The sequence below is a fragment of the Enterobacter sp. BNK-22 genome (genome assembly GCF_048684805.1).
Classification (GTDB): Bacteria; Pseudomonadota; Gammaproteobacteria; order Enterobacterales; family Enterobacteriaceae; genus Enterobacter; species Enterobacter quasiroggenkampii.
In genome coordinates, this window is the sequence record NZ_JBLQTT010000001.1 from 1,309,026 (window position 1) to 1,335,355 (window position 26,330).

Genomic DNA, 26,330 nt, shown 5'->3' on the forward strand with positions numbered 1-26,330 from the left:
CCCGGTAAGCGCAGCGACACCGGGCAAGGGTTTAACCGGAAATCTGCTCCATCGCCTGCAGGATACGCTTATCCGAAATCGGATACGGCGTACCGAGCTGCTGGGCAAAGAAGCTGACGCGCAGCTCCTCGATCATCCAGCGGATCGCCTGCACGTCTTCATCGTCGCGGCGCGCTGGCGGCAGCTTGTTCAGCCACTGCTGCCACGCCTGCTGCACGCTCTCCACTTTCAGCATCTGCGCGCGGTCGCGGTGCGGGTCGATAGCCATTTTCTCCAGCCGTTTTTCAATCGCCTGCAGATAGCGCAGCGTATCGCCAAGACGGTTGAAGCCGTTGCCGGTAACGAAGCCGCGGTAAACCAGCCCCGCCATCTGCGCCTTCACGTCAGACAGCCCCAACGCCATGGTCATATCCACGCGCCCTTTCAGACGCTTGTTGATATTGAACACGGTGGTGAGGATCTGCTCGACCTGTTTGGCAATCTCCACCACGGTGTCGTTCAGCTCCGCGCGCACCTTTTCATGCAGCTGAGCAAAGCCCTCTTCCGTCCAGACCGGACCGCCCGCCTCGTGGATCAGTTTGTCCACGCCACAGGAGATGCAGTCGTCAATCAGATCCAGCACTTTGCCGTACGGGTTAAAGTAGAGCCCCAGCTTGGCCTTGTTCGGCAGCTTCTCGTGCAGATACTTGATCGGCGACGGGATGTTGAGCAACAGCAGACGACGCAGCCCGCGCCACATCATCTGCTGCTGTTCCTGCGGGTTATCAAACAGTTTGATCGCCACGCTGTCGCGCTCGTCCACCAGCGCAGGCCAGGCTTTCACCTTATAGTTGCCGCGCTTCTGCTCGTAGCTTTCCGGAAGCTGGCCAAAGCTCCAGATATGCAGCCCGCTCTGCTCGATGCCGTCGTCGGCCACCGCAGAGAGCGTCTCCTGGACTTTGCCTTTCAGCGCCTCTTTCAGCTCGCTCAGGGAACGCCCTTCCAGCAGCTTTTTATTTTTATCGTCCACCACGCGGAAGCTGATTTTCAGGTGATCGGGCACCTGATCCCAGTTCCAGTCGTCGCGGTCGATGGTCGTTCCGGTCATGCGGCGGAACTCACGCTCCAGCGCGTCCAGCAGCGGCAGCTCCAGCGGTGTGACGCGGCCCAAAAACGCTTCCGCGTAGTTTGGCGCAGGCACAAAGTTGCGGCGAACCGGTTTCGGCAGGGATTTGATCAGCGCAATCACCAGCTCGCGACGCAGGCCGGGGATTTGCCACTCGAACCCGCTCTCATCCACCTGGTTTAACAGCGGCAGCGGAATGTGGACGGTCACGCCGTCCGCGTCTGCCCCCGGCTCAAACTGATAGGTCAGACGCAGCTTGAGGTTGCCCTGATGCCAGAAGTTCGGGTAGTCGAGTTTGCTGACCGACTCCGCGCCCTCTTTAATCAGCATGCTCTTTTCAAAGTTGAGCAGGTCCGGCGTCTCTTTGCTCGCCTTCTTCCACCAGCTGTCGAAATGGCGAGCGGAGATGACGTCGTGGCTGATGCGCTGGTCATAAAACTCGAACAGCGCTTCATCATCCACCAGAATGTCGCGGCGGCGCGATTTATGCTCCAGCTCTTCCACTTCAGCACGCAGCTTCAGGTTTTCACGGAAGAAGGCGTGGCGCGTCTGCCAGTCGCCCTCCACCAGCGCGTGGCGGATAAACAGCTCGCGGCACAGGGCCGGATCGATCTGACTGTAGTTGACCTTACGCGCGGCGACCACCGGCAGGCCGTAAACGGTCACTTTTTCGGTCGCCATCACCGCGCCCTGCGCGCGCTCCCAGTGCGGTTCACTGTACGAGCGCTTAAGCAGATGCTGCGCCACCGGCTCCACCCATTCCGGATCGATACGCGCGGCAATGCGTCCCCACAGGCGGCTGGTTTCCACCAGCTCCGCAACCATGGTCCACTTTGGCGGCTTCTTGAACAGGCCGGAACCGGGGAAGATGGAGAAACGGGCGTTACGCGCGCCGGTATACTCCTGCTTCTCGGCATCCTTCATACCTATGTGGGACAGCAGGCCGGTCAGCAGCGCGATATGGATTTCGCGGTACTCCGCCGGTTCGCTGTTGACCGGAATGCCCAGCTCTTTCACCACCTGGCGCAGCTGGGTGTAGATATCCTGCCACTCGCGCACGCGCAGATAGTTGAGGAAATCTACGCGGCACTGACGGCGGAACTGATTCGAGGAGAGCGCCTTCTGCTGCTCGCCGAGGTAGTTCCACAGGTTCACAAAGGCGAGGAAATCGGACTCTTTATCGTGGAAGCGGCGGTGCTTTTCGTCTGACGCCTGCTGTTTGTCCATCGGACGCTCGCGCGGATCCTGAATGGAGAGCGCCGAGGTAATGATCATCGCCTCGCGCACGCAGCCGTGCTTTTGTGCTTCCAGCACCATGCGTGCCAGACGCGGGTCGACCGGCAGCTGGCTGAGCTGGCGGCCCAGCGGCGTCAGCTTGTAGACCGTCGCCTGCTCGTCGGTGGTGATCGCCCCGAGCTCTTCCAGCAGACGCACGCCGTCCTGGATATTGCGTTTGTCCGGCGCCTCGACGAACGGAAACGCCGCGATGTCGCCCAGCCCCAGGGCGGTCATCTGCAGGATAACGGACGCCAGGTTGGTGCGCAGAATTTCCGGGTCGGTAAACTCCGGGCGCGACAGGAAATCGTCTTCGGAATAGAGACGAATACAGATCCCTTCCGACACGCGGCCACAGCGGCCCTTACGCTGGTTAGCAGACGCCTGCGAAACGGGCTCAATCGGCAGCCGCTGGACCTTGGTACGGTAGCTGTAGCGGCTGATGCGCGCCGTCCCCGGATCGATCACATATTTAATGCCCGGCACGGTGAGCGAGGTTTCCGCCACGTTGGTCGCCAGGACGATGCGGCGTCCGCTGTGCGGCTGGAAGACGCGGTTCTGTTCGCTATTGGACAGGCGGGCGTACAGCGGCAGGATCTCGGTGTGGCGCAGGTCGCGCTTGCTGAGCGCATCGGCGGTATCGCGGATTTCGCGTTCGCCGCTCATGAAGATCAGAATGTCGCCCGCGCTTTCGTTACCCAGCTCGTCAACGGCATCAAAAATGGCCTGCAGCTGGTCGCGCTCGGTATCATCCGCCTCTTCCACAATCGGGCGATAGCGCACTTCCACGGGATACGTGCGACCTGACACCTCGATAATCGGCGCATTGTTGAAGTGCTTCGAGAAGCGCTCCGGGTCGATGGTCGCGGAGGTGATGATCACTTTCAGATCCGGGCGACGCGGCAGCAGCTCTTTCAGGTAGCCGAGCAGGAAGTCGATGTTCAGGCTGCGCTCGTGCGCTTCGTCAATGATGATGGTGTCATACTGCATCAGCAGGCGATCCTGCTGAATTTCCGCCAGCAGAATACCGTCGGTCATCAGTTTGACCATGGTGTTGTCGCTAACGTGATCGCTGAAACGGACCTTGTAGCCGATGCAGCCGCCCGGCTCCGTCTGCAGCTCTTCGGCAATACGGTTGGCAACGGTGCGCGCCGCCAGACGACGCGGCTGGGTGTGGCCAATCAAGCCTTTGATCCCGCGGCCCAGCTCCATACAGATTTTCGGCAGCTGGGTGGTTTTCCCCGAACCGGTTTCACCCGCGACAATCACCACCTGGTGGTCACGGACGGCCTCAAGAATGTCCTGTTTCTTCTGGCTGACGGGCAGGTTTTCCGGATAGGTAATCGCCGGGCGCGCAGCTTCGCGCAGCACAACCCTCCCTGCTGCCTGTTCAATCTCTTTCGCCATCTCCTGGTAAATGGCCTGTTGTGCATCAGGATTTTTAACCTTCTTGACGCCGTGCAGACGGCGGGCGAAGCGCTGTTTGTCGCGCAGCGTCAGAGAATCGAGCTGTTGCAGGAGCATCGGGAAGGTGAATTTTTGTTGTTCTGTCATAGCGTTAAAGGGCAGTACACGCCCTGATAAACTCTCTTTTTAATGATTGCTATAGAGTACCACACTGACGCCTTTCGCGCCTTATTCAAAAAATTCGAACATAGGCTTCGATATATTGCGCTATCTCTGTGGCAGGATTGTGAATAGAGTGTCAACAAGCAACGGGGCAACCCCCTTCAATCAAATGCAACAACAGGAATCACCCATGAGCAAAGTATTAGTTTTGAAATCCAGTATTCTGGCAGGGTACTCTCAGTCTGGTCAGCTGTCTGATTACTTCGTTGAACAGTGGCGTGAACAGCATTCTGCTGACGAAATCACCGTGCGTGACCTGGCTGCAAACCCAATTCCTGTGCTGGATGGCGAGCTGGTTGGCGCGCTGCGCCCAAGCGATGCACCGCTGTCTCCACGCCAGCAGGAAGCCCTGGCCCTGTCCGACGAGCTGATTGCTGAGCTGCAGGCGCATGACGTTATCGTCATCAACGCCCCAATGTACAACTTCAACATCCCAACCCAGCTGAAGAACTACTTCGACCTGGTGGCGCGCGCTGGCGTAACCTTCCGTTACACCGAGAACGGCCCGGAAGGTCTGGTGAAAGGCAAGCGTGCGATCGTACTGACCAGCCGTGGCGGTATCCATAAAGACACCCCAACCGACCTGGTTGCGCCGTACCTGAGCCTGTTCCTGGGCTTCATCGGCATCACTGACGTGAACTTCGTGTTCGCGGAAGGTATCGCTTACGGTCCTGAAGTGGCGACCAAAGCGCAGACCGACGCGAAAGCCGCCATCGACAGCCTGGTTGCAGCGTAAGACTTCACCCTCTCACCGCCCGGTGGGAGGGTTTTTCTTTTCCCCCGCATTTCGTTATCATCCGCTCCCACTCTCCAGCCGGGCGGCCTGATGTCTGCGATCATTGATTCTTTTATTGCTCCACCGTGTCACGATGACATTCAGATCCTCTGGCAGGATGAACATCTGCTGCTGATCGATAAGCCTTCCGGCCTGCTCAGCCTCTCGGGCAAAAATCCGCAAAACCTTGATTCCGTCCATTATCGTCTGGTTCAGACGTTCCCTGGCTGCACGCTGGTGCACCGTCTGGATTTTGGTACGTCCGGGCTGATGGTGGTTGCGCGTAATAAGGCCATCAACGCGGCACTGTGCCAGCAGTTTAGCCAGCGCAGCGTGGAGAAAGTCTACAGCGCCTTGCTTTGCGGCCACGTGGAAAATGATGAAGGGGTTATTGATGCGCCGATTGCCAAAGACCCGGCGCTGTTCCCGCTGATGTCGATCTGCGCCATTACCGGTAAACCCGCCCGCTCCCGCTACCAGGTTGTGGAACGGTTTTATCAGGGGGCGGGATTACCGTTAACTCGGGTGAAACTGATCCCGGAGACCGGGCGAACCCATCAGCTGCGTATTCACTGCCAGCAGCTGGGACACCCGATTCTGGGCTGCGATCTGTATGGCGGTCTTGACGTGCCGGGTGCTGAGGAAACGCCCCGGTTGATGCTGCATGCCTGCGAGCTGAATTTTATTCATCCCGTGAGCGGCGAGCCGTTTAACGCCCGTCACGCCGCCCCGTTCTGAACGCGGTTTACCACATCAAATCGTCAGGGATTTTGAAGTCCGCGTACGGATCGTCTTCGTCCTGCTCTTCCTGGCTGAGCGCGCTGTTTAACACGATGCTGTCGGCATCGCGCTGGGCAATTTTATCGGCCACTACCGCCGGAATGATCGCGTAGTCGCAGTCACCGTTAGCATTGAGCACCAAGCGAGCAATCGCCAGACGGCCGTTGATCAGCTGGGTCTGCGTTTGCTTATCGACTTCAATCTTTTTAATCAGCGTACCGTCGGTAAAGTTAAAGGTGATGTTGCCTTTCGCCACGGTGATGCGGTTCATCTCAATCAGCTGCTTCACCTGCGCCTTAAACTCTTTCGCCAGTACGGCCTGCTTCTGCTGCTCGCTCAGCAGCTTATCACGCTCGATCTGCGCCTTCTTGTTCTCTTCTACCGCTTCCCGAGCCTCACGCGCCTGAACGCGTGATTTCTTTGCCGTACGCTGCACTTTCGCCGCTTTCTTGCTGCTGACGAGGCCCGCTTTCAGCATCTGCTCTTGTAAGGTGAGTTTTGTCATGATTGTTTCTAAACCGGTTGGAAATTTTGGGGATTATAGCGGGAATTGAGGAAAGAGTGCGACATTAGCATAATCGTAGGCCGGGTGAGCACAGCGTCACCCGGCAAGAAGGCAGCGACACCTCAAGCGTTACACTTCATGAACTTCGCTCATGTTGCATTGAAATTAAGTCACTTCCCCTGCGCCGCGGGCTCAGGCATAAATTATGCATTGGTAACTTCTTAGCAACATGAACTTAGGATGCATAACCACAATGAGCAAAGCTTTCACATATACCCTTAAGCGCAGTTGCTTCGATGAGAATTACAACCCGTCAGAAAATACGCGTACGACCACCAACTTCGCCAACCTGGCCCGCGGGGAAAAGCGTCAGGAGAACCTGCGCAATACGCTGGTGATGATCAACAACCGCTTTAACGCTTTAGCGCGCTGGGATAACCCAAACGCCGATCGCTATGCGGTTGAGCTTGAGATCATCTCTGTCGATTTGAATATTGGCGCGGAAAAACCGTTCCCGGCTATTGAGATACTGCAAACCACCATTGTCGACAAGACAAACAACCAGCGTATCCCTGGCATCGTCGGGAATAACTTCTCGTCTTACGTGCGGGATTATGATTTCAGCGTCCTGCTGCTGGAGCACAACAAGAACCAGCAGCACTTCAGCATTCCGGAAAAATTTGGCGAACTGCACGGCAATATCTTCCGCCATTTTGTGAGTTCACCGGAATACAAAGAGAACTTCACAAAAGGACCGGTGATTTGCCTGAGCGTCTCCAGCAAAGATACCTATCGCCGCACCGGTAACCAGCACCCCGTGCTGGGCGTTGAGTATCAGCCGGATGGCGAATCGCTTACGGAGCAGTACTTCGCGAAGATGGGCCTGAGCGTGCGCTACTTCATGCCGGAACACAGCGTGGCGCCGTTCGCGTTCTTCTTTACCGGGGATTTGCTGAGTGATTACACCGACCTCGAACTGATCGCCACCATCAGCACGATGGAGACGTTCCAGAAGATCTATCGCCCGGAAATTTATAACGCCAACTCGGCGGCCGGACTGTGCTACCGACCGGATCTGAACCAGCAGGATCACTCATTAACCAAAATTGTGTATGACCGGGAAGAGCGAAGCCGTCTGGCGATTGAACAGGGTCGATTTACCGAAGAGTACTTCATTAAGCCTTACAAACACATTCTTGAGCAGTGGTCTGATAACTACACGCTTTAATACATCAAAAAAGGTCTTTTATTATGAAAACATTGCTCCCGACTTCAACGGCTGGCAGCCTGCCAAAGCCGACCTGGCTTGCGCAACCTGAAACGCTATGGTCACCCTGGAAATTGCAGGATCAGGAACTGCTGGCGGGCAAGCAGGATGCGCTGCGCCTGTCTCTGGATGAGCAGATCCGCGCGGGAATCGATATCGTCAGCGACGGGGAACAGACCCGCCAGCATTTCGTCACCACCTTTATTGAACACCTGAGCGGCGTCGATTTTGAGAACCGCCAGACGGTGCGCATTCGTAACCGCTATGATGCGAGCGTGCCGACCGTGGTCTCCGCCGTCGCGCGCCAGAAACCGGTCTTCGTCGACGATGCAAAATACCTGCGCCAGCTCACGGACAAGCCGATCAAATGGGCTCTGCCGGGGCCAATGACCATGATCGACACCCTGTACGACGCGCACTATAAAAGCCGCGAAAAGCTGGCCTGGGAATTCGCCAAAATCCTCAATCAGGAAGCGCGAGAGCTAGAGACCGCAGGCGTGGATATTATCCAGTTCGATGAACCGGCGTTTAACGTCTTTTTTGATGAGGTCAACGACTGGGGCATCGCCGCGCTGGAGCGCGCCATTGAAGGGCTGAAGTGCGAGACCGCGGTCCATATCTGCTACGGCTACGGCATCAAGGCCAATACTGACTGGAAAAAGACGCTCGGATCCGAGTGGCGCCAGTACGAAGAGGCCTTCCCTAAGCTGCAGACCTCTAACATCGACATCATCTCCCTGGAGTGCCACAACTCCCGCGTGCCGATGGATCTGCTTGAGCTGATCCGCGGCAAGAAAGTGATGGTTGGCGCGATTGACGTAGCAACCAACACAGTTGAAACGCCGGAGGAAGTGGCCGATACGCTGCGTAAAGCGCTGCAGTTTGTCGACGCCGACAAGCTGTATCCGTCGACCAACTGCGGCATGGCTCCCCTCTCCCGTCAGGTGGCTAACGGCAAGCTGAGAGCCTTAAGCGCGGGCGCGGAGATCATCAGACAGGAAATCCTGGCGAAATAGCCGTCCGGTTTCCGGGTGAGGCGTTAACGGCCTCGCCCGGAGAGCCGTCATGCAGAAAGATTTCTCAACCAGCCGTGCACGCTTTCTGAAGTCAGATGCGCTGGCGCCCGCGATATCTCCTGCCCTTCCCTGAGCGCCAGGAGCGCAGGCAGGCCGCGCACGCAGAGGCGGGTGGCCAGCGCCGCGTTAAGATCAGCGTCAAGATAGCGCGTATCAAACCGGTCAGTCAGCGGGATAACCGTCTCCTGAGCGAGAATATGCCAGAGTTTTCGGCAGTGTATGCAGCGTTCTGCGCCGACAAACAGCAGCACCGTCCCTTCCTGTTCCAGCACATTTTCATCCTCAACCGGCCTGAACCGGCTCTCCGCCACGCGGAACAGTTTCGGACTGCGGAGAAGCGTATCGTTGTCCGTCGCGACGCACAGCGCATCGGCACCTTTACTGTAGGGCTGCACCCCGGCAACCCGAACCACGCTTTGCGCCGGGCCCGCCGCCGCACCCGGCTGCCGCAGCGTTCGCACGTCCACCGGCTGAATCGGCGTCTCCTTCGGCGGATTCAACTGCGGGATCCAGGCGTAGGGAATGCGGTACGCGCGGTAGACCATATTGTTATTCAGCGTTTTTCCCCACCAGGGAGAGATATACTCCCAGACGATTTCATGATCGCGGGTCACCTCGAAGATCCGTCCATTAGATCCTTCGTTTATCAAGGTATTGCCGTTCTCCAGGCGCTGCATATTGCTGATGTAAGGACTGTAGAAACGGTATGAATCGGTCGGCTGGGGCAAGTTTGCCTCGTAAGGTGAGTAGCGCCACTCGATGTCCAGCGTGATGGGGTTGATTTCCAGGATCCGCGAATGATCTCGCCAGGCGTTTTTCACGCCGTCCGCCGAGGCCGGGTTTGGCGCGCCGTATCCGGCCCAGCCGCCGTTGTCAAAGATCAGGATATTACCCGCCCCGGGCAGGCCGTGGGGGATCATATGCGCGTGATGCTGGCCGATAATCCAGCCGATGTGTTTAAGCTCCGGCTTGCTGTAATCGGGCCCAAGCTGCCAGACGATGCGTCCGCTACGCTTATCAATAATGGCGATGATGTTGGATTCGCGCGCATCCCAGATAATGTTGTCGGGATGGAAGCGTTCATCTCCTGCGTCATACCATCTGTTCGGCCCGAGCGCCGACATCGAGTTGATATGCATCCAGTCGCCCATTCCGCCGCCGCTGGCGCGCATATTCGGATTATTGTAAAGCGCGGTTTTCGCCGCGTCGTCGAAGCCCAGCTCGTGGAAATGGTCGCTGCAGCGCCACTCCCACACCACGTTACCCTCCCAGTCGACTTCGATGATGGTGTCATCCAGCAGAAGCTTGTCTGAAATTGCCTCGTTGACCAGATTGGTATGGGCGAGGATCAGCGTATTGCCCCCGTCGACCTGCGGCTCCAGCCCCGGCGCATAATAGCCAACCGGATTGCCCGCGCGCTGATAGTCATGGTGCGCCCTCGCCATCCAGCGCGGCTCATGGCCCGGATCGGCGATCTTTTCGTAGCGGTCAAATTTCCAGGTGACGTTCCCCTCCCAGTCCACCTGAATAAGGTCAAGCATGTCCTGCATTCCGTAGCGCGGGTCGCGTTCGCCGCTGTGGCCGAGGATAGCCCCACCCGGCAAGATCTTGTTCGGAAAGCCGTGCAGCTCCGGCCATTCCCGCACTACCGTGCCGTTCATGTCCACCAGTACGGCACCGTGCTCCATGGCCTGAAAAAGCGTATAGCCGCTCCAGGCACGCGCCGGATCGTACAGCGTTGCGCCGGTGGGGAAGACGGAAGGATGTCCCATGTTATTACTCCTTAATTGAAATTGAATAGTCAGGATGAGGTAATCAGGTTTCGTATCTGGCGACAGGCAGCCGTGAAGGCGACATCGTCACGCTGGCGAGGATGAGGCAGCGCCAGGCTAACCACATCGCGTATGCGTCCGGGACGCGGGGAAAGCACCACGATCCTGTCCGCCAGCGCTACCGCCTCCTCAACGTCGTGAGTGACCAGCAGCGTGGTGGTGCCTTCACGCTGGTGGAGGTGCAGCAGCTCCTGTTGCAGGGTGTGGCGCGTCAGCGCATCCAGCGCGCCAAAAGGCTCGTCCAGCATCAGTATCTGCGGGCGCGCCACCAGACCTCGCGCAATGGCCACGCGCTGGGCCATGCCGCCGGAAAGCTGCGCGGGGAGTGCGTTGGCAAATTCGGCAAGTTGCACGCGCGCCAGCATCTCCTCTGCGCGCTGGCGCCTGGCTGCCCGGCTGAGTTTTTCATCCGCCAGGCCGAGCATGACGTTGTCAATGACGCGCAGCCAGGGGAACAGGCGAGGCTCCTGAAAGACCATACCGCGCGCCTTGCCCACGCCGCACACCCGCTCGCCGTTGACGCGGATTTCGCCCTGGGTTGTGGGCTCAAGGCCAACCAGCATCCGCAGCAGGGTCGACTTTCCGCAGCCGCTGCTGCCCACCAGTGCAACCAGCTCACCAGCGGCAATATCCAGATTAAAATTCTGCACGGCGGTTACCTGCTGCCAGGATTTGCGCACCTGCTGAAACGAGACCAAAGGCGTGTTGCTCATGATGGCTCCTGTATGCGCCAGCGGGTGGCGCGGATTTCCAGTAAACGTCCGGCTTTATCCAGCGCTGCGCCGGTAATACCGACGAGCACCATGCCGCAGAGGATGGTGGGCATGTCCAGCAGCTGCTGGGCATTGATCATCAGGCTGCCAATTCCGGTCCCGGAGGACATGAAATACTCCGCGCCAATATTGCCAAGCCAGGCGTATATCAGCGCCAGCCGAAGACCGGCAAAGATACCGGGCGCTGCGCTGGGAAGGATCAACGTTCGCAGACGCGTCAGCCCGCTTAAGCGCAGCACCCGGGCCACCTCGTCCAGATGCGGGTTGCGCTGCAGGACGGCCTGCAGGGTGTTGAAGAACATCGGGAAAAATGAAGCCAGAGCGATAAACACCATCTTTCCGCCGTTATCATTACCTGCCCACGCGGTCAGAAGCGGTAGCCAGGCGAACAGAGCGATGTGGCGCAGGACGTTGAGCGTCGGAGTGACAATCTCGCCCACGCGTGGGCGCAGGGCCAGTAGCAGGCCGCATAAAAATCCCGCGGCGATCCCCACTGCACCGCCAACGAGGGTGCGCTCCAGGCTAGCCAGCATGGCTGATGCCAGCTCACCGCTCGTCGCGCCCTGCACAAAGCGCGCGACAACCGCCTGCGGGGATGAAAACAGCGCGGCATCAATCCAGCCCCACTGGCTTGCTACCTGCCAGAGCGCCAGCAGCGCGGCGGGCAGCTGAAACGCCCGCCAGCTGGCCTGCGGTTTCCACGCCAGACGCCCGACGGCAGCCTGAGGCCAGAACACCAGGCGCGACCCGAGCCGGCTGGCTGACCAGTCCATTACCATGCCGCTAATGCCGACGACGGCAATGGTCACAAAGACAATATCCAGCTGGAACAGCTGACGTCCCCAGACCATCAGGTAGCCAATGCCCTCCGAGGAAGCCAGCAGTTCAACCACAATCAGCGATACCCATGCCTGCGAAAGCGCCAGCCTGAGGCCGGTAAACCAGCCCGGCAGGCTTGCCGGGATCACCAGCCAGCGCAGGCGCTGCCAGCGGGAAAAATGCATGACTTTTCCGGCTTCGCTCAGCGCCTCTGGCACGCTCGCTACCGCCTGCTGCGTGTTGAGGGTCAGTGGCACAATCGTGCTTTTGATGATGACCGCCAGCTTCAGGCCGTTATCAATCCCGAACAGCACCATAAACAGGGGGATCCAGCCCAGCGTCGGGATCTGCGCCAGCGCGTAAAAGAGCGGCTCCACGCGGCGCGCCATCCCGGGCACAAGACCAAACAGCGCGCCCAGCACGGTACCGATGATCGCCCCCAGCAGCAGGCCGAGCGCCAGATGCTGCAGGCTGAAGGCCCACTGCCCCAGCAGATCGGCGCGCAGAAGCGAGAGCGCCGTGTCAGCCACCACGCCAGGGGCAGGCAGAATTTGTTCAGGCATCCACCGCGCATATGCAGCGACATACCACAGCAGCAGAAGGAACGTGGGCATAAGCCACGGCCAGCCGTTAAGCCGGATCCCTGACCTGCCGGAAGGTGCAGTTTTTAAAATCATTTGCGACATAGCGGTTCACTGATTAACGAGCCATGCCGCTATCAAACCCCCTCTTTTGGCCCTTCGTCATTGCGTTACACGAATAATCCCGATGCAACAAATGCATCTGAACCTGCCGGGTGCACGGACGCTGATTTAGCTTTTTTTCACCTGTTCTTTTCCACTAAAAGCATTTAACAGCCGGGCGACGAGGTCTTTAGGGTGAGAAAAAAACCAGGAGTCACTCGTTATGATGAAAGCTTTTATCCACCGCACCCTGCTGGCGCTGACAGCCGTGATAGTACTAACAGCAAACGCCAGCGCCGACCCGCTGCGCACCATACGTATCGGCGTACCGGACCAGAGCGCAGGCAGTAAGCCTTTTATCGGAGGCCCGCTCGGCATGGCGTATATTCGCCATCAGCTGGAGGACGTGTTTAAACCCCAGGGCGTTAGCGTGGAATGGCAGTTCTTCAAGGGCGCAGGACCGGCGGTGAATGAGGCGCTGGCTAACCAGCAGCTTGATTTTGCCTGGCTGGGGGATCTTGCTGCGATTATCGGAAAGGCAAACGGTCTTCCGACGCGCCTGCTGCTCGGTAGCCGCGGGTCTGAATCCTATCTGGCGGTGACCCGAGCCTCGGGCATTCGCTCTCTGGCAGACCTGAAGGGAAAACGGGTCGCGGTCTATCGCGGCACCGCGGATCAGCTGGCGTTTGACCGCGCCCTGCGCACGGCGGGGCTTATGGAACGCAGCCTGCAGGTGATCAATCTCGACTGGAATGCCGGTAAGGCGGCGCTGGCGGCTGGTCGCGTGGATGCCGTCTGGGGAGGCGTATCGCTTCTTGCCTTACGCGGTGAGAAAATTGACGTGGTGGCCAGAAGCGGCGACTCTGGCCGACAGAATACGACGCAGGCTGCGCTGCTCGCTACGCAGCACTTTATCGACGCGTGGCCGCAGGCTACCCAGCAGATCGTCGACGTTCTGGTGAAAAATGCGGCTGAGATAAGCGACCCGACCAGCCGCAACGCCTGGTCCGCTGAAATGGCGCAGCAAAGCCAGATCCCCCAGGCGCTTTTCCTGGAAGAGCTCCGCCCCGATGACCTGAACTTTACCACCTCACCGCGAATTGACCCGTTCCTGACGGACAGCTTCAGCCAGAGCGTTGAACAGGCGCAGGCGTCTCGCCTGATCCGCAGCGCCTTTGATGCCCGACAGTGGGCCGAGGGAAAATTCGTTGAACAGGCGCTCACCACGCTGAAGCTGGAAGCCCGCTGGCCGCTGTACGATGCCGACGGTCAGCCGCGCTAAATCTCCTCCTGCTCCAGCAACTGAAGCGCGTGCTGGCGGTCAACGTGGAGAATAATCTCGATCATCTTCTCGACCAGCGGCGTCTGAGTCGCATGAACCGGAGAGATAATCCCAAACCGGGTCTGCATCAGTCGCCACTCTTCCGGCAGATCGCTGAGCTCCAGCTTGACCAGGCGGTGGCTCTGCTGGCACAGCGCAAAGCCGTCCTCGCTGGCGAAGCTGACCGCGTGTGTATGGGCCAGCGTAGAAAGCAGTGCATAAATGTGGTCACACTGGATTGCCGGCGAAAAATCCTGCTGCTCGCTCAGGGTTGCCAGCACTTTGCGCACGCCTGGCGGCAAATAAGGTGCGGCAAACGGATAGCGGAGCATGGCCTGGACGGAGACGGGCCCCTCGTTCGCCAGCGGGTGATCGGCGTGACAGATAAAGAAGCAGCGCTGCGGGCTCAGCGGCTGAACGCGAAGCTGGGGATCGAGTTCGGCCTGCCAGCTGTCGGCCACGACGAACGGATAGTGGCGAGTGGTCAGCGCCTGATGCAGGGCAAACCAGTTATCAACCTGAAACCTTACCTTCGCCTGGGGCATGCTGCGGTGAAACGCCCCCACCGCGGCGGGGATCAGCCGCGCCGACGGTGCCGGGCCGCAGCCGAAGATCACCTCGCCGGTGAGCGCCTCTTCCGCCTCGCGCATCTGGCTGCTGAGCTCAACGTTCAGGGCCTGAAAGCGGCGGGCATAAGGAAGCAGCGTTTGTCCGTGCAGCGTGAGGGTGGGAAGCTTGCTCTGGCGATCGAATAAAGGATGCCCTACGCTCTGCTCCAGCGCCTGAATGCTTCGGCTAAATGCGGACTGCGAGAGGCAAACCGCCTCCGCCGCGCGGTTAAAACTGCCGTATTCAACCAGCGCGACAAAGTTGCGAAGTTGGCGAAAATCAAGGTGCATGGCCCAATCATCCTCTGTTGATATCCCTTAACACTACTGGATGCCGGACCTGTCACGCAATCCCGACGGTCAGTCGCGCTCGGTTTGCCAGTACGGCGGCGTGCCAAAACGCTCGACGTAATAATCAATTACCGCCCTGACGTTCAGGGGCGGATGTCGGGCATCGGGGTAGATCGCCGCGATCGCCTGCTGTTCCGTATTGATGGCACACTCCAGCGTGGGCAGGAGCGGAATCAGCTCACCGCGCTGGAGCGGCTCGCTCACCAGCCAGTCCGGAAACAGCACGATCCCCATCCCACCCCGCGCCGCAGCCAGCAGCGCTTCCGCATTATTCGAGGTCATCAATGGCGTCACGGGATAGTGTATCCACGCCTCGCCCGCTCTGCGCAACAGCCAGCGGTTAGGCCCTGACGATCCGCGATAGACAAGACAGTGATGGCGATTCAGATCGTCCGGCCCTTCAGGCGCACCGTGTCTACGCACGTAATCTGGCGACGCGGCCAGATGATACACCTGCTGCCCGAACACCCGCGCCCGAAACGAGGAGTCCGTCAGCACGCCAATGCGGAAGATAAGGTCTGCCGCATCCCGGTGGGGGTCAATGAAATCATCGGTCAGCGTCAGCTCTACGCTCAGGCGAGGATAGCGTTCCGACAGGCCGGGAAGACCGGGGGCTATGTGCTTCTGGCCGAAAAACACCGGTCCGTTAATGCGGATCGCACCGGACGGTTCCACCGCACGCGCGTCCAGCTCCCGGCGCGCCTCTTCCAGGTTTTCCGCCATTGACCGGGCGTAACGGATAAACAGATGACCGCTTTCCGTGGGAATGACGGCCCGCGTATTGCGATAGAAAAGCTGCTGCCCGAGCGCATCCTCAAGCTGGTGGATCACGCGCGATATCTGCGAGGCCGATATCCCCTGCCGCCGCGCCACGACGGAGAAGTTCTGCGCTTCATACACGTCGATAAAGATCAGCAGCGCGCGGATGTTGATGTTGCTGGCGTCAACCATTAATGCATATCTCGCATAGGTGTTTACTGCATTATGGCATTTTTCTCATTGAACAACCCACGTAATCTTCTTCGCCTGAAAACGGAGGAAGAAGAATGCAGTTTGTTTTGATTTTACTGGTGATTGCTGGCGGGATGGGCCTCTCCGTCGAGGCGGGCCTGCTGGGACCGCTGGGGGGAAAGGTCGGGGATTTATGGGCGACGTTCAGCATTTTTGGCGTCGGCGCCGCGCTAACGTTTCTGCTGATGCTGTTTTTCAGCCCGCGCAACAGCCCGTCGTTTTTCGCACAGCCCGGCTGGCAGCTGCTCGGCGGCGTGCTCGGTCCGGTATACGTGGTCATCCTGACCGTGGCGACACCCACCATCGGCATCGCCATGACCATGATTGGCATTCTGGCCGGCCAGGTCTTTAAAAGCCTGATCATTGATCATTATGGTCTGCTGGGTTCGCCGCACAGGAAGATAAACGCAAAGCGCATTATTGCACTGGGGTTCATTATTGCGGCACTGGTTCTGGTCGCGCAGGGGTAACGTATGACACTGATTATGATTCTTCTGGCCGTGTGCGGCGGCGCAACGCTAAGCATTCAGGCCGCCATTAACGGCCAGCTCGGCAGCAACGTGGGGGTATTCAAAAGCGCGTTTCTGACCTTCTCCGTCGGCGCGCTGGTGACCGCCCTGCTGATTTTCTTCTTTGAGCCTAAGCAGGCCGTCAGCCTGCTGGATGTACCGAAATGGCAGCTTCTCGGGGCAATGTTTGGCGTGCCTTATATTGTGATTATGGTCGTGGCGGTGCAGCGCATCGGCACCGCCGTCGCCACGGTGGCGGTCATCTTTGGCCAGCTCGCCATGAGCATGTTGATTGATCACTTTGGCTGGCTGGGTAACCCCGCCATTTCGTTTTCAACGAGTCGTCTGGGGGCGGTAGTCTGCCTGGGGATTGCGCTTGTCTTTATTTACTCGGGTAGTAAAACCCGTTCTGCCGGGGCATAACATCACACCTTGCGGACACAGCGTAGACACGAAACAGTTCCCTCGCCCCTTTGGGGAGAGGGTTAGGGTGAGGGGGAACATACGGCTGTAGTGGTCATTCCGTTCACTTTATGTTCCTTGCTACTCTGTAACGACATGACCTGTGAACGTGCCAGGGTGGCTCAATCGCCACCACCCTGGCGACCCGGGCTCCCGGCGGTAAATCGCCGCTTCGCGGTTCCTTCGGCTTATTCCTTCCGGCTTATCGGGGACGGGCGGAGGTAACATCCCTGTAAAGCCCGCCCTCTCGGCGCATCCCTGCGCCTCGCCCCGGCCTGCAGGAAACGCCTCAGCGATTTACAGCCGGACCAGGTCATCGCTGCAAAATAATCATGTCATTTAAAAAATCCGAATCGCTTCTGGTTACAAATTGAGTGGGGATCCCTTATCCCTTGGTGAAAAACAACGTCACCGTGGCGACGGTGACGCCCAGTTTCTTCATCTCGGTTTTATTAAACAGATGGTTCTCATCCTGCAGGTACATCCAGTCGTCAAAGTTCAGTAGCCAGGTGCTGCCGTTGGCCTTCACGTTCATGCTGTAATGCCAGTTGAACGCGTTGCCTGCGGCCTGCCCCGTCGCTACCCCTTCGATATCCCCCGCCGTGCCCTCATAGCGATCGTTCCCCAGGCGCCGGATATGCCAGACTCGCTGCTGCTTCTCGCCGTCGTCGTAAACGAAGTGCTCGTTCAGGGTCAGCGTATCGCCGATAACATCCCCGGCAATCTCAACGTGAAAACGTCGGATCTGCTTGCCGCTGCGATCCTGCACCATCCCCCACGCTTCGGTTTTGCCCTGGAAGAAGTGGAAGATATCCAGCCGCGGCTGCTGGTGGCGGTATTCGGTCACCTCCGTGCTACAGCCCGCCAGCAGCATCGTTAATGCCAGCACCATCATCAGGAAACGTTTCATTTTTGGCCTCCGATTAACTGCTGACGCAGCTCAGGATATTGCGTACGGGGAGCCAGCCAGATGGCCAGAAAACGGGTACTGAACGCTTCTGACTGGCGTGGTCCCAGAGGAATAAAGGTTTTCTGAAGGGTGGGATCGCGGTACCAGAACTGCCCCTGCTGGTCATCAAGGACAAACGCCAGCTGTGAGCCCGGTCGAACATCCGGCCACAGCGACCGGAGCATCCGCAGCCAGGCTTCGCTTTGCGGTTCCTGCGCCAGGATCCCCTGCGCCTGCCACTGGTCACGGGTCGCCTCGACCAGCTCATCGCGATCGATGTCGCGCGCATAGGTAATTATCAGCGCCTGATCCTGGTTCTCCCGACCGTAACGCCCATCCGGCGTACGCAGCTGGGAGGTATAGACGGTGAACGGCCCCCAGGTGAGCGTGGCATCGCCCACCTTACGCCACGCCAGCCAGTCGGCGGCCTGGGCCGCGGGCATGGCGATCAGCCAAAGCAGCAAAATCGCAGCTCTCATTTTTGTCTCCCCATCAGCAGGTGGAAAAACAGCATCAACACCAGCCAACCCGGTGCCATCCAGCTGACGACGATAAAGGTCGGCTCCAGAAATGTGATGGCATCCAGCCGCTCGCCAATCAGGTACGCCACCGGGCCTCCCACGGCGGCCAGCAGGGTCAGCAGCCAGCCGGGCAACGTGGTGGTGCGCGTAAGCTGCGTCCAGACGGTGGCGAACATCAGCCACAATGCCACCATCCATAGCGGCATCAGAGACTCGCCCGTGAAGGCTATCAGTCCCGTCAGCGCCCAGAGCGTATCCAGCAAACTGCCCGCCGCGGCCAGCCCGATGGCGTAAAAACGATATACAGACGGCAAGAGCAGGCACGCCAGGATCGCCAGCGCGAGCCAGATAATCAGGCCCTTTTCGCGAAAGAGCACCACCAGCGTCCAGTAAAGATCGAACGCGACGGCCAGCAGAAAGACCTGAAGATATCGTTTCATACGCGCTCGGCGGTCAACTGCACCACGCTGATGGTGCGGGCGTTAAACCCGGCTTCGCAGTAGCCAAAGTAGTACAGCCACATGCGGCGGAACCGCTCATCAAAGCCGAGCTTTTCAATCTCCTGCCAGGCGTGGACAAAGCGCTGCCGCCAGTGCGCCAGCGTGCGGGCGTAGTCCGGCCCCATGTCGAACAGATTGCGCACCACGAAATCGGTGTGGCGCGTCATCAGATCGTTCATCGCGGTGATGCTCGGCAGGAAGCCGCCGGGGAAAATGTAGCGCTGGATAAAATCGACGCTTTTGCTGTAGTCGCGATAGCGCTGGTCCTGAATGGTGATGGCCTGAATCGCCATGCGTCCTCCCGGGCGCAGCCGCGCCTGGCAGGTACGGAAGAACGTGGGCAGATAGCGTTGCCCGACGGCTTCAATCATCTCTATCGAGACCAGCTTGTCGTACTGCCCGGTGAGGTCGCGATAGTCGCAGAGCAGCACCTCGACCCGATCCTGCAGTCCGGCGCGGGCAATTCGTTCGGTCGCCCAGACGTATTGCTCCTGTGACAGCGTGGTGGTGGTCACCCGACAGCCATAATGACGGGCCGCGTATTCCGCCATCGCCCCCCAGCCAGTGCCAATTTCCAGCAGATGATCGCCCGGCTTCAGCGCCAGCTGTTCGCACAGACGCGCCATTTTGGCCTGCTGGGCCGCCGTGAGATCCTGTTCTTCCTCCGTAAACAAGGCGCTGGAATAGAGCAGCTCCTTATCCAGAAAATGGGCATAGAAGGTGTTACCCAGATCGTAATGGGCGGCAATATTTTCACGCGCCTGCGCGCGGGAGTTTCGCCGCGTCCAGTGGCGTAGCCGCTCCAGCGGCCTGCCGAACAGACGGAACCCGTTTTCCAGACGGCCAAGCACCTCGCCGTTGAGCGCCAGAAGTTCCAGTAGCGGCGTAAGGTGCGTAGTTTCCCATTCGCCGTCCATCCAGGCTTCTGCCGCAGCAAGGCTCCCGCCCGTTAAGACACGCCAGTAGACGCCGGGCGTCAGGATCTGTACGTCGGCATGCAGCGCGGAGGCTGACTCACCAAAATGAAAAGTCTGCGCCCCTTCTCGCAGCGTGAGCGAGCCGCCGCGGATACCGCTTAACAGACGAAAAAGCAGCCAGCGCGCAAGGCGCACGTTGCGCGGGATATCGGGTTCTAACGCAAAGACGGGATCGGTCATGAGCGTTCACTCCTGCTGACGGGATGGTTATACAGCGGCACGCGCTTGAGCCACAGGCGCAGCGCCTGCCAGTAAATGGCGAAAACGGTTTTCAGGGTCATAAGCGGGATACGCAGGAGCAGCGAACGCAGCGCGGGGCGCGTCAGAGGCTCCCGGCGCAGCGCCAGCGTGGCGTCGAACACCTTCGCTTCCTGATGATTTTCAATGTGCATATGCAGCGTGTTATCCGGGTCGTTGAAGCGCCAGTGGTAGATCATGTCCATCGGGTTGAAGGGGGAAACGTGAAACGCTTTTTCCGTGGGCTGGGCATGTTGCCCGTCGACCGCGTAATAATGACGTTCGTTCCACGGCGTGTTGCGGACCTCCGCCAGCAGCCAGCGCAGGATTCCCCTCCCGTCATAGCAGTAGTAAAAGTTGACCGGATTGAAATGGAACCCGAAATAGCGCAGCTGCGTCAGGAGCATGACCCGCCCGTCCGGACGTTCCCCGGTCAGGCTCTCCAGCCTGCTCAGCACGTTCTCTTTAAGCGGCGTGCCGAGCGGATAGTCCGCGTCATGGAAAGAGGCGGCAGCAAAGCGATTGCGCCGCACACCGACGGACGAGAGCAGCGGCAGCTCATCGAGATCCAGCCAGGCCATAAACACGCTGTAGCGAAATTCATGGGTTTTCGGCTGCAGGCGGCGGTGGCGTAATACGCCGTGGTAAAGGCAGCTGTTCATCTCAGTTCCTCTCCCCGGCCGCTATCGCATTGACCACGTCCAGCGCGCTGCGCACCCCGTCCTCATGAAAACCGTTGTACCAGTAGGCTCCGCAGAACCAGCTCCGTCGGTGGCCGTTGATCTCGCCGCGCCGCGCCTGCGCCCGCCAGCTTTGCGGGTTAAACAGCGGATGCTCATAAACGAAGCGTTGCAGAACGAAGCGCTCATCCACCGCCGCGTCCGGGTTCAGGGTGACGCAGAACAGCGGGCTGCCCGCAGGCAGCCCCTGCAGGATATTCATGTTGTAGGTGACACAGGCGCTGGCCTGCGCCTGCTCGCTCAGGCGGTAGTTCCAGCTGGCCCAGGCGCGCGGCCGCACCGGCAGCCAGCGCGGGTCGCTGTGCAACACAACCTCGTTGCGCTGCCAGCCGATATCGCCCAGCACCTCGCGCTCTGCGGTGGTCGGGTCGTCAAGCATGGCCAGCGCCTGAGCGGAGTGGCAGGCAAATATCACCTGATCGAAGGTATGGCTGCCGTTTTCGAGCTGGAGCGTGACCCCGCGCTCGTGGCGGCTCACCCGCTGAACCGGCGTATTGAGATGCAGCGTCAGCCGATCGCCCAATTTGTCCAGCATCGCGCGGATATACTCCCGCGAGCCGCCCGGCACCACGTACCACTGCGGGCGATGGGTGATATCCAGCAGACCGTGGTTTTGGAAGAAACGTAAAAAGAGCGGCAGCGGGAAGCGCGTCATCTCCTGCAGCGACGATGACCAGATGGCGGCCCCCATCGGCAGAATGTAGTGGCGCGCAAAAAACGGCGTGAAGCCGTGCTGGTCCAGAAACGTCTGCAGCGTGGCGTTCGGATCCACTTCCTCGTCCAGCGCCTGTTTTGCCAGGCGGTTAAAGCGTACAATCTCGCCCAGCAGCCGCCAGAATGCCGGATTCACCAGGTTTCGACGCTGGGCAAACAGCGACGTCAGCGTGTGGCCGTTGTACTCAAACCCCGTCGCGGGGTCGTGCACCGAAAAGCTCATCTGCGTTTTTTGCCCGCTGATGCCCAGCTCGCTGAGCAGACCCATAAAGCGCGGGTAGGTACGGTCGTTGTAGACGATAAACCCGGTATCGATCGCGTATGTACCCTGTGGCGTCGTCACGTCAACCGTTGCGGTATGGCCGCCCGGCGTCGATCCCGCTTCAAACAGGGTCACCTGATGGTGTCCGGCCAGCCGCCAGGCGCAGGTCAGCCCGGCAATGCCGCTGCCGATAATCGCAATGTTCATGAACGCACCATCCTGCGCAGCAGCGTGCGCTGAAGAAACGCAGGCAGCCCGGAAAGCAGCCGCAAAATGAAGCCAAACCCGGACGGAAACGCGATGTGCATTTTCCCAGCCGCCAGTCCGATACGGATCGCCTTGACCGCCTCGTCGACGGTCACCCTGCCCGGCATGGCAAAATCGTTTTTTTGCGTCAGGGGCGTATCGACAAAGCCCGGAGAGACAACCGTGACGGCAATCCCTTTTGGCTCCCAGTCCAGGCGCAGGCTCTCGGCAAACCAGCTCAGCGCCGCTTTGGACGCGCCGTAGGCCTCTGCACGCGGGAAGGGAAGCCAGTGCGCCATCGAACTCACCAGCACCACACGGTTACCGGCAACCAGCTGCGATTGTAGCGCCTCAAGGCAGTTCACCGGCCCGAGGAAATTGGTGTTCATGACCCGCTCCACCAGCGCCGCATCCACCACGCCACCGTCGAGGTATTCGCAGGTACCCGCGCAGAGAATAATCAGGTCGGCGTAGCTGCCGGTCAGCGCCTGGCGACAGGCGTCCCTGTCCGTCATATCGAACAGGCGCACGGTGAGATTGGGGCAGATCTGATGCAGGGCTTCCAGACGCGCCGGATCGCGCCCGCAGGCAATCACATGGTAGCCGTCAGCAGAGAAGGATTTCGCCAGCCCGGCGCCAATCCCCGAGCTTGCGCCGGTAATCAACACCGTCTTCATGATTTCACCCTCCGCTTCACGCCGCGAACCGCCCAGCCCAGCAGAGGAAGATGTTCGTAGATCATCTCTCCCGCATCGTAGTAGTCCCGCTGGCGCGTGATGAGATCGTTTTCCGTCTCCACCACCGAGCACCCCGGCAGATCGAGCGGTTCGCCTCCGGCAATGCGCGGATGCGACCAGTGCATCACCCAGGTGACAACAAATCGGTTCCCGCTGCACAGCGGCGGATCGATAGAAAAACGGCAGTTCTCGACGTTGGCCAGCAGATGGGTGAAATAGCGCTGAAGCGCAAAAATACCGTTGTGCTCACCGAAGGGGTCGATAAGCGTGGCATTCGAATGATAAAGCCCCGCCAGCGCGGACGGCGGCTGGCTATCCAGTGCGGCGTAGTACTCGACAAACCGACTCACGACAGAGGGCAAAGTGCTCATGGGTCACATCCTGGCTGTAAACAACGTGGCGTAATCGCATAATTAAAACTTACACAATTAACGTTATTTGTCCAAGTTTGTGCGAATTTATTTTTTATTACACATAAATATCAATAAGTTGAAAACTCATTCGCTTGAAGGTTTTGTAGGCCGGGTAAGGCGTAGCCGCCACCCGGCTTTCACTCACTTTCAGGTTATCCTTAAGGCAAATTCAGCGGTCATCCTCCAGGCTTATCCTTTTTATTCATAAGGATGCCTGACATGAAACGTTTCTTTCTCTCCCTGTTCTCAAGCCCGGAATCCTTACTGCAGGTGATGAGTCAGCAGGAAATTATTGAAGCCGTGGAAGATGGCGACCGCATCATCATCGACCAGGACGGGAACGCCTCGGTGAACTACAAGAGCAACGAGGTGCGGCAGGACTTTCTGCGTCACGTTAACGCGCTGAAGAGGGCCTGATATGGGAACGGCGATATTTATGGTGCTGATGGTCTGCGGGTACTGGTACACCAGCCGCGACCTGTCGACCCGCTTTAAAATCAAGCGTTCCTTCGGCTGGGATGTCTATTTTCTCGTTGCGCTTTACGGCTGTATTTTCGTTCTGCAGGGGGTGATTGCCACGGGGTTGCTCTGGCTGCTGCTGCTTAGCCTTTCCGCCGCCAACAACGCTTTCCACTTTGCCTCACCGAGATACACCGACTGGCAAATCGACTTTATGAACTGGAGTTTTTTAGGCATTCAGGCTCCGGTGGTGGTGATGCTGGCGTTTGCCATCCTGTTTTGTCTCTACCGGTCTAACTGGGCAGGCAGCGCCAGGCTGGACGGCGAGAGCCGGAAAAAGCTCTACAAACGGCTTGCGCAGGCGAGCGGGATCGAGCAACTGCTCTATCAGTGTATGGAGCAAGGCGAGCTGGCGCAGGTCACGCTCCGCTCGAGGCGGATATACGTGGGTATGATCCACACAGCGACGCTGGAATATGAAAAAACGGCCAATATCGTGCTGATCCCGATGTTGAGCGGGTACCGGGACGAGAAGACGATGAACCTGCGCATCGAGAATAATTACAGCCGGTGGTACGCCGAGCATGACATTACGCTCGACTCGGAACCCCGCAGCGCCATGTCATTCCGCAAGGTGATTTTACTCAATCAGATTGAGAGCATCTCGCTGTTCGATCCCGCCAGCGCCAGCGCGCTGTCGCTGGCACAGCGGGATGAGAGCCCTGGCCCTAAAGAGACATCCCCATAATTCTGAGTATGCTCTGCTGTGAGGCTGTTTCAAAAAGGACGTTCTTAATGCAGAGCATGCCCTGCTTCTGGTAGAACCGGTACGCTCCTCCGTTCTGCTCAAGCACTTCCAGCCAGAGATAGTCCTTTCCCCTGCTCCGGGCCATGTCGATAATTTTATTGAACATGTCCTGACCATAGTTCTTGCCGGTCTCGGCAGGATCGAGGTAGAGCTTGTTGAGGAGAACGCCCCTCTTGTCCGTTTCTGGAAGCATGGCGTCCCAGGTCACTTTCATGAATCCCACTGGCCGATCGGTCTCTGCAACATACCAGGACACAGTGTTATCTATTAGGCTCTGTTCAAGTACAGAAACGGCGTACTCGCCGTCCAGAAAGGCCTTCATCTCGGCGTCTGATACCCACAGATGCTGAAAATGGGCGGGGTAAATGCGGTATCCAAGTTCGCTTAAGAGCGAAGAATCGGCCCCGCTGGCCTGTCGAATTCGAAGAGTCATGGAAGGTATCCCTGGTCATCACCCGCGTTGGGCATGTTGATAGAGGTCCCAGCGGTTGCCGTAAATATCTTCAAACACCACCACCATACCGTACTCTTCCTCACGAGGTTCTTCACAAAAATGAACGCCTTTTGCTTTCATGGCATGGTAATCGCGCCAAAAATCATCCGTCTGAAGGAACAGGAAAACTCGGCCACCGCATTGATTACCGATAAAACCTTCCTGCCTTTCGTTAGACGCACGAGCCAGCAAAATATTGCAGTCGCTTTCCGGGTTGGGTGAGACGACTACCCAGCGTTTTCCCGGTTGGGGCGTATCCTCTACAAGGGTAAACCCCAGCTTGCCGGTGTAGTATTCAATGGCGCGATCGTAGTCATCAACCACAATAGCCACGCAGCCGAGGCATCGTTTCTGTGTTCTCATTTCCGTTACCTTTACTCTAAATGGTTATGCTCAGCGCTTTTCCACTGAATACGCGCACATAAAAACAGCGATCGCATGCGTAACCCGACGAGCAATTTCTTCATCAGATAAGCTTTTTCTGGCGCCAAGCTTTATCTCAAGGCTTGTCATCCCGAGCCATAACCCGGCCAGGTCGTCAGCTGCTTCGAGCGGGGAGCACGCGATCAGTAAGCCCTTTTCAACGGCTTCACCGATAATTGTCTCCAGCATCTGCTGCGCCCTGCCGGGACCTGCCGCATAAAAACGCGCGGGTAACTCCGGATGACGAATAGCGGCGGAGGCAATTAAGCGGTCCCAGCCCGTCAGCTCGCGCTGGTTGATGAAGCGGACAAAACGGTTGCCAAACGCGGTTAAGACCTCGGTCAACGACAGATGATGCCGCTCGGAAAAATCACTGTCACTGATGGTCAGATCCGATTCCTTACGGAGTACGGCCTCAACAAGCAGATCTTTATCCGCGAAATTGGCATAAAGCGTGGCTTTTGCCACCCCGGCAACGCGGGCAATTTCTTCCGTCGTGACATCGAGGCCTTTCTCGAGAAAGAGGCTTCTTGCGGCCTGCAGTATCGCCTGCTCCTTTGACGGATCTTTTGGGCGGCCTTTCTGCCTAACCTTTTCTCTCATCGTTTACGACCTGACAAAAGCATGCTCATCATGAGCCCCCCGATAACGGTTATGTGTTCAAGCGCGATATGAAACTCCTGGGTGCGCTGGGGCTCGCTAAATTTCCAGAATGGATGCCCCACCGGAATGGTGAGTAATGTAAACACAATCAGCATTGCCGATCCAATCCATCCGTAGCCCGCAAAATTCGAAATCACCAGAGCAGAGCCTACAAGCTGACAGAGAATGGTGCCTGTCGCGAATAAGACGGGCCAGGGGAGACCCACGTCCACCATTTCCAGCACAATCTCTCCAAAGTTGAACAACCCGTAAAAGCCTGCCATCCAGAAGAAAAAGGTCAGTAAAATTCTTGAAAGACAGAGTGTTGTGATAGATGACGTGATTTTTGACACTGAATTATCTCTTTGATCATTTAAAAGACTGGCGAGTCTACTTATTAATTAACAGACCGACAAGTGTGATAAGTG

28 protein-coding genes are annotated in these 26,330 nt (G+C 58.4%); 9 read left to right on the forward strand and 19 right to left on the reverse strand.

Annotation, left to right across the window (positions count from 1 at the left end):
* Positions 1-31: 31 nt before the first annotated feature.
* Entirely contained in the window at positions 32-3,934 is a 3,903-nt protein-coding gene (gene hrpA, locus ACMGGE_RS05950) for an ATP-dependent RNA helicase HrpA (protein ID WP_420293514.1), read from the reverse strand.
* A gap of 205 nt (positions 3,935-4,139) precedes the next feature.
* Between hrpA and azoR the strand changes: the two genes are divergently transcribed.
* Both azoR and ACMGGE_RS05960 read left to right on the forward strand, forming a co-directional pair.
* The gene (azoR, locus tag ACMGGE_RS05955; protein ID WP_008502313.1) at positions 4,140-4,745 is read left to right on the forward strand and encodes an FMN-dependent NADH-azoreductase; all 606 of its coding nucleotides are present in this window, start codon (positions 4,140-4,142) and stop codon (positions 4,743-4,745) included.
* 90 nt (positions 4,746-4,835) lie between these two features.
* Complete coding sequence (locus ACMGGE_RS05960) at positions 4,836-5,522, forward strand: RluA family pseudouridine synthase (protein ID WP_048223095.1); 687 nt, start codon at positions 4,836-4,838, stop codon at positions 5,520-5,522.
* A gap of 7 nt (positions 5,523-5,529) precedes the next feature.
* On the opposite strand, the gene ACMGGE_RS05965 is transcribed toward ACMGGE_RS05960, so the two are convergent.
* A complete protein-coding gene (locus ACMGGE_RS05965; protein ID WP_008502315.1) occupies positions 5,530-6,069 on the reverse strand; it encodes a DUF2058 domain-containing protein in 540 nt (179 codons plus the stop codon).
* Between the two features lie 253 nt (positions 6,070-6,322).
* On the opposite strand from ACMGGE_RS05965, the gene ACMGGE_RS05970 reads away from it, so the two are divergent.
* Both ACMGGE_RS05970 and ACMGGE_RS05975 read left to right on the forward strand, forming a co-directional pair.
* Entirely contained in the window at positions 6,323-7,297 is a 975-nt protein-coding gene (locus ACMGGE_RS05970; protein WP_196352304.1) for a DUF1852 domain-containing protein, read from the forward strand.
* Positions 7,298-7,320: 23 nt separating this feature from the next.
* The gene (locus ACMGGE_RS05975; RefSeq protein WP_420293515.1) at positions 7,321-8,352 is read left to right on the forward strand and encodes a methionine synthase; all 1,032 of its coding nucleotides are present in this window, start codon (positions 7,321-7,323) and stop codon (positions 8,350-8,352) included.
* A gap of 47 nt (positions 8,353-8,399) precedes the next feature.
* Here ACMGGE_RS05975 and ACMGGE_RS05980 read toward each other — a convergent pair whose 3' ends face one another.
* The 3 genes from ACMGGE_RS05980 to ACMGGE_RS05990 are packed head-to-tail and all read right to left on the reverse strand — an operon-like array spanning position 8,400 to position 12,522.
* Entirely contained in the window at positions 8,400-10,184 is a 1,785-nt protein-coding gene (locus tag ACMGGE_RS05980) for an aryl-sulfate sulfotransferase (protein WP_420293516.1), read from the reverse strand.
* Between the two features lie 29 nt (positions 10,185-10,213).
* Positions 10,214-10,957 carry an ABC transporter ATP-binding protein gene (locus ACMGGE_RS05985; protein WP_325841407.1) on the reverse strand — a complete coding sequence of 248 codons (744 nt, stop codon included), beginning with the start codon at positions 10,955-10,957 and terminating at the stop codon, positions 10,214-10,216.
* Entirely contained in the window at positions 10,954-12,522 is a 1,569-nt protein-coding gene (locus tag ACMGGE_RS05990; protein ID WP_420293517.1) for an ABC transporter permease, read from the reverse strand. Before ACMGGE_RS05990 ends, ACMGGE_RS05985 begins: the two co-directional genes overlap by 4 nt.
* Before the next feature lie 220 nt (positions 12,523-12,742).
* Between ACMGGE_RS05990 and ACMGGE_RS05995 the strand changes: the two genes are divergently transcribed.
* Positions 12,743-13,801: an ABC transporter substrate-binding protein gene (locus ACMGGE_RS05995; protein WP_196346290.1), complete on the forward strand. Its 1,059-nt coding sequence runs from the start codon at positions 12,743-12,745 to the stop codon at positions 13,799-13,801.
* On the opposite strand, the gene ACMGGE_RS06000 is transcribed toward ACMGGE_RS05995, so the two are convergent.
* On the reverse strand, positions 13,798-14,739 hold the full coding sequence (locus ACMGGE_RS06000) for a LysR family transcriptional regulator (protein WP_047075296.1): 942 nt from the start codon (positions 14,737-14,739) through the stop codon (positions 13,798-13,800). The genes ACMGGE_RS05995 and ACMGGE_RS06000 overlap by 4 nt on opposite strands.
* Positions 14,740-14,808: 69 nt before the next feature.
* Complete coding sequence (locus tag ACMGGE_RS06005) at positions 14,809-15,750, reverse strand: LysR substrate-binding domain-containing protein (protein WP_420293518.1); 942 nt, start codon at positions 15,748-15,750, stop codon at positions 14,809-14,811.
* A gap of 95 nt (positions 15,751-15,845) precedes the next feature.
* Here ACMGGE_RS06005 and ACMGGE_RS06010 point away from each other — a divergent pair, with 95 nt between their 5' ends.
* Positions 15,846-16,280, forward strand: coding sequence for a DMT family transporter (locus ACMGGE_RS06010; RefSeq protein WP_045910475.1), 435 nt, complete (start codon positions 15,846-15,848; stop codon positions 16,278-16,280).
* A gap of 3 nt (positions 16,281-16,283) precedes the next feature.
* Entirely contained in the window at positions 16,284-16,742 is a 459-nt protein-coding gene (locus ACMGGE_RS06015) for a DMT family transporter (RefSeq protein WP_420293519.1), read from the forward strand.
* 424 nt (positions 16,743-17,166) lie between these two features.
* Here ACMGGE_RS06015 and ACMGGE_RS06020 read toward each other — a convergent pair whose 3' ends face one another.
* The 8 genes from ACMGGE_RS06020 to ACMGGE_RS06055 are packed head-to-tail and all read right to left on the reverse strand — an operon-like array spanning position 17,167 to position 23,035.
* A complete protein-coding gene (locus ACMGGE_RS06020; RefSeq protein ID WP_048030578.1) occupies positions 17,167-17,691 on the reverse strand; it encodes a DUF3833 domain-containing protein in 525 nt (174 codons plus the stop codon).
* On the reverse strand, positions 17,688-18,209 hold the full coding sequence (locus ACMGGE_RS06025) for a hypothetical protein (protein ID WP_048030580.1): 522 nt from the start codon (positions 18,207-18,209) through the stop codon (positions 17,688-17,690). The genes ACMGGE_RS06020 and ACMGGE_RS06025 overlap by 4 nt, the downstream gene beginning before the upstream one ends.
* Positions 18,206-18,691 carry a DUF2878 domain-containing protein gene (locus tag ACMGGE_RS06030; protein ID WP_111966720.1) on the reverse strand — a complete coding sequence of 162 codons (486 nt, stop codon included), beginning with the start codon at positions 18,689-18,691 and terminating at the stop codon, positions 18,206-18,208. The genes ACMGGE_RS06025 and ACMGGE_RS06030 overlap by 4 nt, the downstream gene beginning before the upstream one ends.
* On the reverse strand, positions 18,688-19,908 hold the full coding sequence (locus ACMGGE_RS06035; protein ID WP_414455152.1) for a class I SAM-dependent methyltransferase: 1,221 nt from the start codon (positions 19,906-19,908) through the stop codon (positions 18,688-18,690). Before ACMGGE_RS06035 ends, ACMGGE_RS06030 begins: the two co-directional genes overlap by 4 nt.
* Entirely contained in the window at positions 19,905-20,627 is a 723-nt protein-coding gene (locus ACMGGE_RS06040) for a DUF1365 domain-containing protein (RefSeq protein WP_111966722.1), read from the reverse strand. Before ACMGGE_RS06040 ends, ACMGGE_RS06035 begins: the two co-directional genes overlap by 4 nt.
* Position 20,628: 1 nt before the next feature.
* Positions 20,629-21,888: an NAD(P)/FAD-dependent oxidoreductase gene (locus ACMGGE_RS06045; RefSeq protein WP_420293520.1), complete on the reverse strand. Its 1,260-nt coding sequence runs from the start codon at positions 21,886-21,888 to the stop codon at positions 20,629-20,631.
* On the reverse strand, positions 21,885-22,604 hold the full coding sequence (locus ACMGGE_RS06050) for an SDR family NAD(P)-dependent oxidoreductase (RefSeq protein WP_111966724.1): 720 nt from the start codon (positions 22,602-22,604) through the stop codon (positions 21,885-21,887). The genes ACMGGE_RS06045 and ACMGGE_RS06050 overlap by 4 nt, the downstream gene beginning before the upstream one ends.
* Positions 22,601-23,035: a nuclear transport factor 2 family protein gene (locus tag ACMGGE_RS06055; RefSeq protein WP_045910466.1), complete on the reverse strand. Its 435-nt coding sequence runs from the start codon at positions 23,033-23,035 to the stop codon at positions 22,601-22,603. Before ACMGGE_RS06055 ends, ACMGGE_RS06050 begins: the two co-directional genes overlap by 4 nt.
* Positions 23,036-23,296: 261 nt before the next feature.
* On the opposite strand from ACMGGE_RS06055, the gene ACMGGE_RS06060 reads away from it, so the two are divergent.
* Together ACMGGE_RS06060 and ACMGGE_RS06065 are read left to right on the forward strand one after the other, a co-directional pair.
* Positions 23,297-23,494 carry a hypothetical protein gene (locus tag ACMGGE_RS06060; RefSeq protein ID WP_008502331.1) on the forward strand — a complete coding sequence of 66 codons (198 nt, stop codon included), beginning with the start codon at positions 23,297-23,299 and terminating at the stop codon, positions 23,492-23,494.
* A gap of 1 nt (position 23,495) precedes the next feature.
* Positions 23,496-24,284: a hypothetical protein gene (locus ACMGGE_RS06065; protein ID WP_048223072.1), complete on the forward strand. Its 789-nt coding sequence runs from the start codon at positions 23,496-23,498 to the stop codon at positions 24,282-24,284.
* Here ACMGGE_RS06065 and ACMGGE_RS06070 read toward each other — a convergent pair.
* From ACMGGE_RS06070 to ACMGGE_RS06085, 4 genes are read right to left on the reverse strand one after another with little or no spacing between them, the layout of a single operon-like run.
* Entirely contained in the window at positions 24,265-24,777 is a 513-nt protein-coding gene (locus ACMGGE_RS06070) for a GNAT family N-acetyltransferase (RefSeq protein ID WP_248221327.1), read from the reverse strand. The two genes, ACMGGE_RS06065 and ACMGGE_RS06070, sit on opposite strands and share 20 nt — an antisense overlap.
* Positions 24,778-24,795: 18 nt before the next feature.
* Positions 24,796-25,200, reverse strand: coding sequence for a VOC family protein (locus ACMGGE_RS06075; RefSeq protein ID WP_045910463.1), 405 nt, complete (start codon positions 25,198-25,200; stop codon positions 24,796-24,798).
* Between the two features lie 30 nt (positions 25,201-25,230).
* On the reverse strand, positions 25,231-25,863 hold the full coding sequence (locus tag ACMGGE_RS06080) for a TetR/AcrR family transcriptional regulator (protein ID WP_420293521.1): 633 nt from the start codon (positions 25,861-25,863) through the stop codon (positions 25,231-25,233).
* On the reverse strand, positions 25,860-26,255 hold the full coding sequence (locus ACMGGE_RS06085; RefSeq protein WP_023292497.1) for a DoxX family protein: 396 nt from the start codon (positions 26,253-26,255) through the stop codon (positions 25,860-25,862). The genes ACMGGE_RS06080 and ACMGGE_RS06085 overlap by 4 nt, the downstream gene beginning before the upstream one ends.
* Positions 26,256-26,330 lie beyond the last annotated feature (75 nt).

Coding starts and splice junctions, on each gene's coding strand:
- hrpA (WP_420293514.1), bottom strand. CDS start 3,934: ATGACAGAACAACAAAAATTCACCTTCCCGATGCTCCTGCAACAGCTC.
- azoR (WP_008502313.1), top strand. CDS start 4,140: ATGAGCAAAGTATTAGTTTTGAAATCCAGTATTCTGGCAGGGTACTCT.
- ACMGGE_RS05960 (WP_048223095.1), top strand. CDS start 4,836: ATGTCTGCGATCATTGATTCTTTTATTGCTCCACCGTGTCACGATGAC.
- ACMGGE_RS05965 (WP_008502315.1), bottom strand. CDS start 6,069: ATGACAAAACTCACCTTACAAGAGCAGATGCTGAAAGCGGGCCTCGTC.
- ACMGGE_RS05970 (WP_196352304.1), top strand. CDS start 6,323: ATGAGCAAAGCTTTCACATATACCCTTAAGCGCAGTTGCTTCGATGAG.
- ACMGGE_RS05975 (WP_420293515.1), top strand. CDS start 7,321: ATGAAAACATTGCTCCCGACTTCAACGGCTGGCAGCCTGCCAAAGCCG.
- ACMGGE_RS05980 (WP_420293516.1), bottom strand. CDS start 10,184: ATGGGACATCCTTCCGTCTTCCCCACCGGCGCAACGCTGTACGATCCG.
- ACMGGE_RS05985 (WP_325841407.1), bottom strand. CDS start 10,957: ATGAGCAACACGCCTTTGGTCTCGTTTCAGCAGGTGCGCAAATCCTGG.
- ACMGGE_RS05990 (WP_420293517.1), bottom strand. CDS start 12,522: ATGTCGCAAATGATTTTAAAAACTGCACCTTCCGGCAGGTCAGGGATC.
- ACMGGE_RS05995 (WP_196346290.1), top strand. CDS start 12,743: ATGATGAAAGCTTTTATCCACCGCACCCTGCTGGCGCTGACAGCCGTG.
- ACMGGE_RS06000 (WP_047075296.1), bottom strand. CDS start 14,739: ATGCACCTTGATTTTCGCCAACTTCGCAACTTTGTCGCGCTGGTTGAA.
- ACMGGE_RS06005 (WP_420293518.1), bottom strand. CDS start 15,750: ATGGTTGACGCCAGCAACATCAACATCCGCGCGCTGCTGATCTTTATC.
- ACMGGE_RS06010 (WP_045910475.1), top strand. CDS start 15,846: ATGCAGTTTGTTTTGATTTTACTGGTGATTGCTGGCGGGATGGGCCTC.
- ACMGGE_RS06015 (WP_420293519.1), top strand. CDS start 16,284: ATGACACTGATTATGATTCTTCTGGCCGTGTGCGGCGGCGCAACGCTA.
- ACMGGE_RS06020 (WP_048030578.1), bottom strand. CDS start 17,691: ATGAAACGTTTCCTGATGATGGTGCTGGCATTAACGATGCTGCTGGCG.
- ACMGGE_RS06025 (WP_048030580.1), bottom strand. CDS start 18,209: ATGAGAGCTGCGATTTTGCTGCTTTGGCTGATCGCCATGCCCGCGGCC.
- ACMGGE_RS06030 (WP_111966720.1), bottom strand. CDS start 18,691: ATGAAACGATATCTTCAGGTCTTTCTGCTGGCCGTCGCGTTCGATCTT.
- ACMGGE_RS06035 (WP_414455152.1), bottom strand. CDS start 19,908: ATGACCGATCCCGTCTTTGCGTTAGAACCCGATATCCCGCGCAACGTG.
- ACMGGE_RS06040 (WP_111966722.1), bottom strand. CDS start 20,627: ATGAACAGCTGCCTTTACCACGGCGTATTACGCCACCGCCGCCTGCAG.
- ACMGGE_RS06045 (WP_420293520.1), bottom strand. CDS start 21,888: ATGAACATTGCGATTATCGGCAGCGGCATTGCCGGGCTGACCTGCGCC.
- ACMGGE_RS06050 (WP_111966724.1), bottom strand. CDS start 22,604: ATGAAGACGGTGTTGATTACCGGCGCAAGCTCGGGGATTGGCGCCGGG.
- ACMGGE_RS06055 (WP_045910466.1), bottom strand. CDS start 23,035: ATGAGCACTTTGCCCTCTGTCGTGAGTCGGTTTGTCGAGTACTACGCC.
- ACMGGE_RS06060 (WP_008502331.1), top strand. CDS start 23,297: ATGAAACGTTTCTTTCTCTCCCTGTTCTCAAGCCCGGAATCCTTACTG.
- ACMGGE_RS06065 (WP_048223072.1), top strand. CDS start 23,496: ATGGGAACGGCGATATTTATGGTGCTGATGGTCTGCGGGTACTGGTAC.
- ACMGGE_RS06070 (WP_248221327.1), bottom strand. CDS start 24,777: ATGACTCTTCGAATTCGACAGGCCAGCGGGGCCGATTCTTCGCTCTTA.
- ACMGGE_RS06075 (WP_045910463.1), bottom strand. CDS start 25,200: ATGAGAACACAGAAACGATGCCTCGGCTGCGTGGCTATTGTGGTTGAT.
- ACMGGE_RS06080 (WP_420293521.1), bottom strand. CDS start 25,863: ATGAGAGAAAAGGTTAGGCAGAAAGGCCGCCCAAAAGATCCGTCAAAG.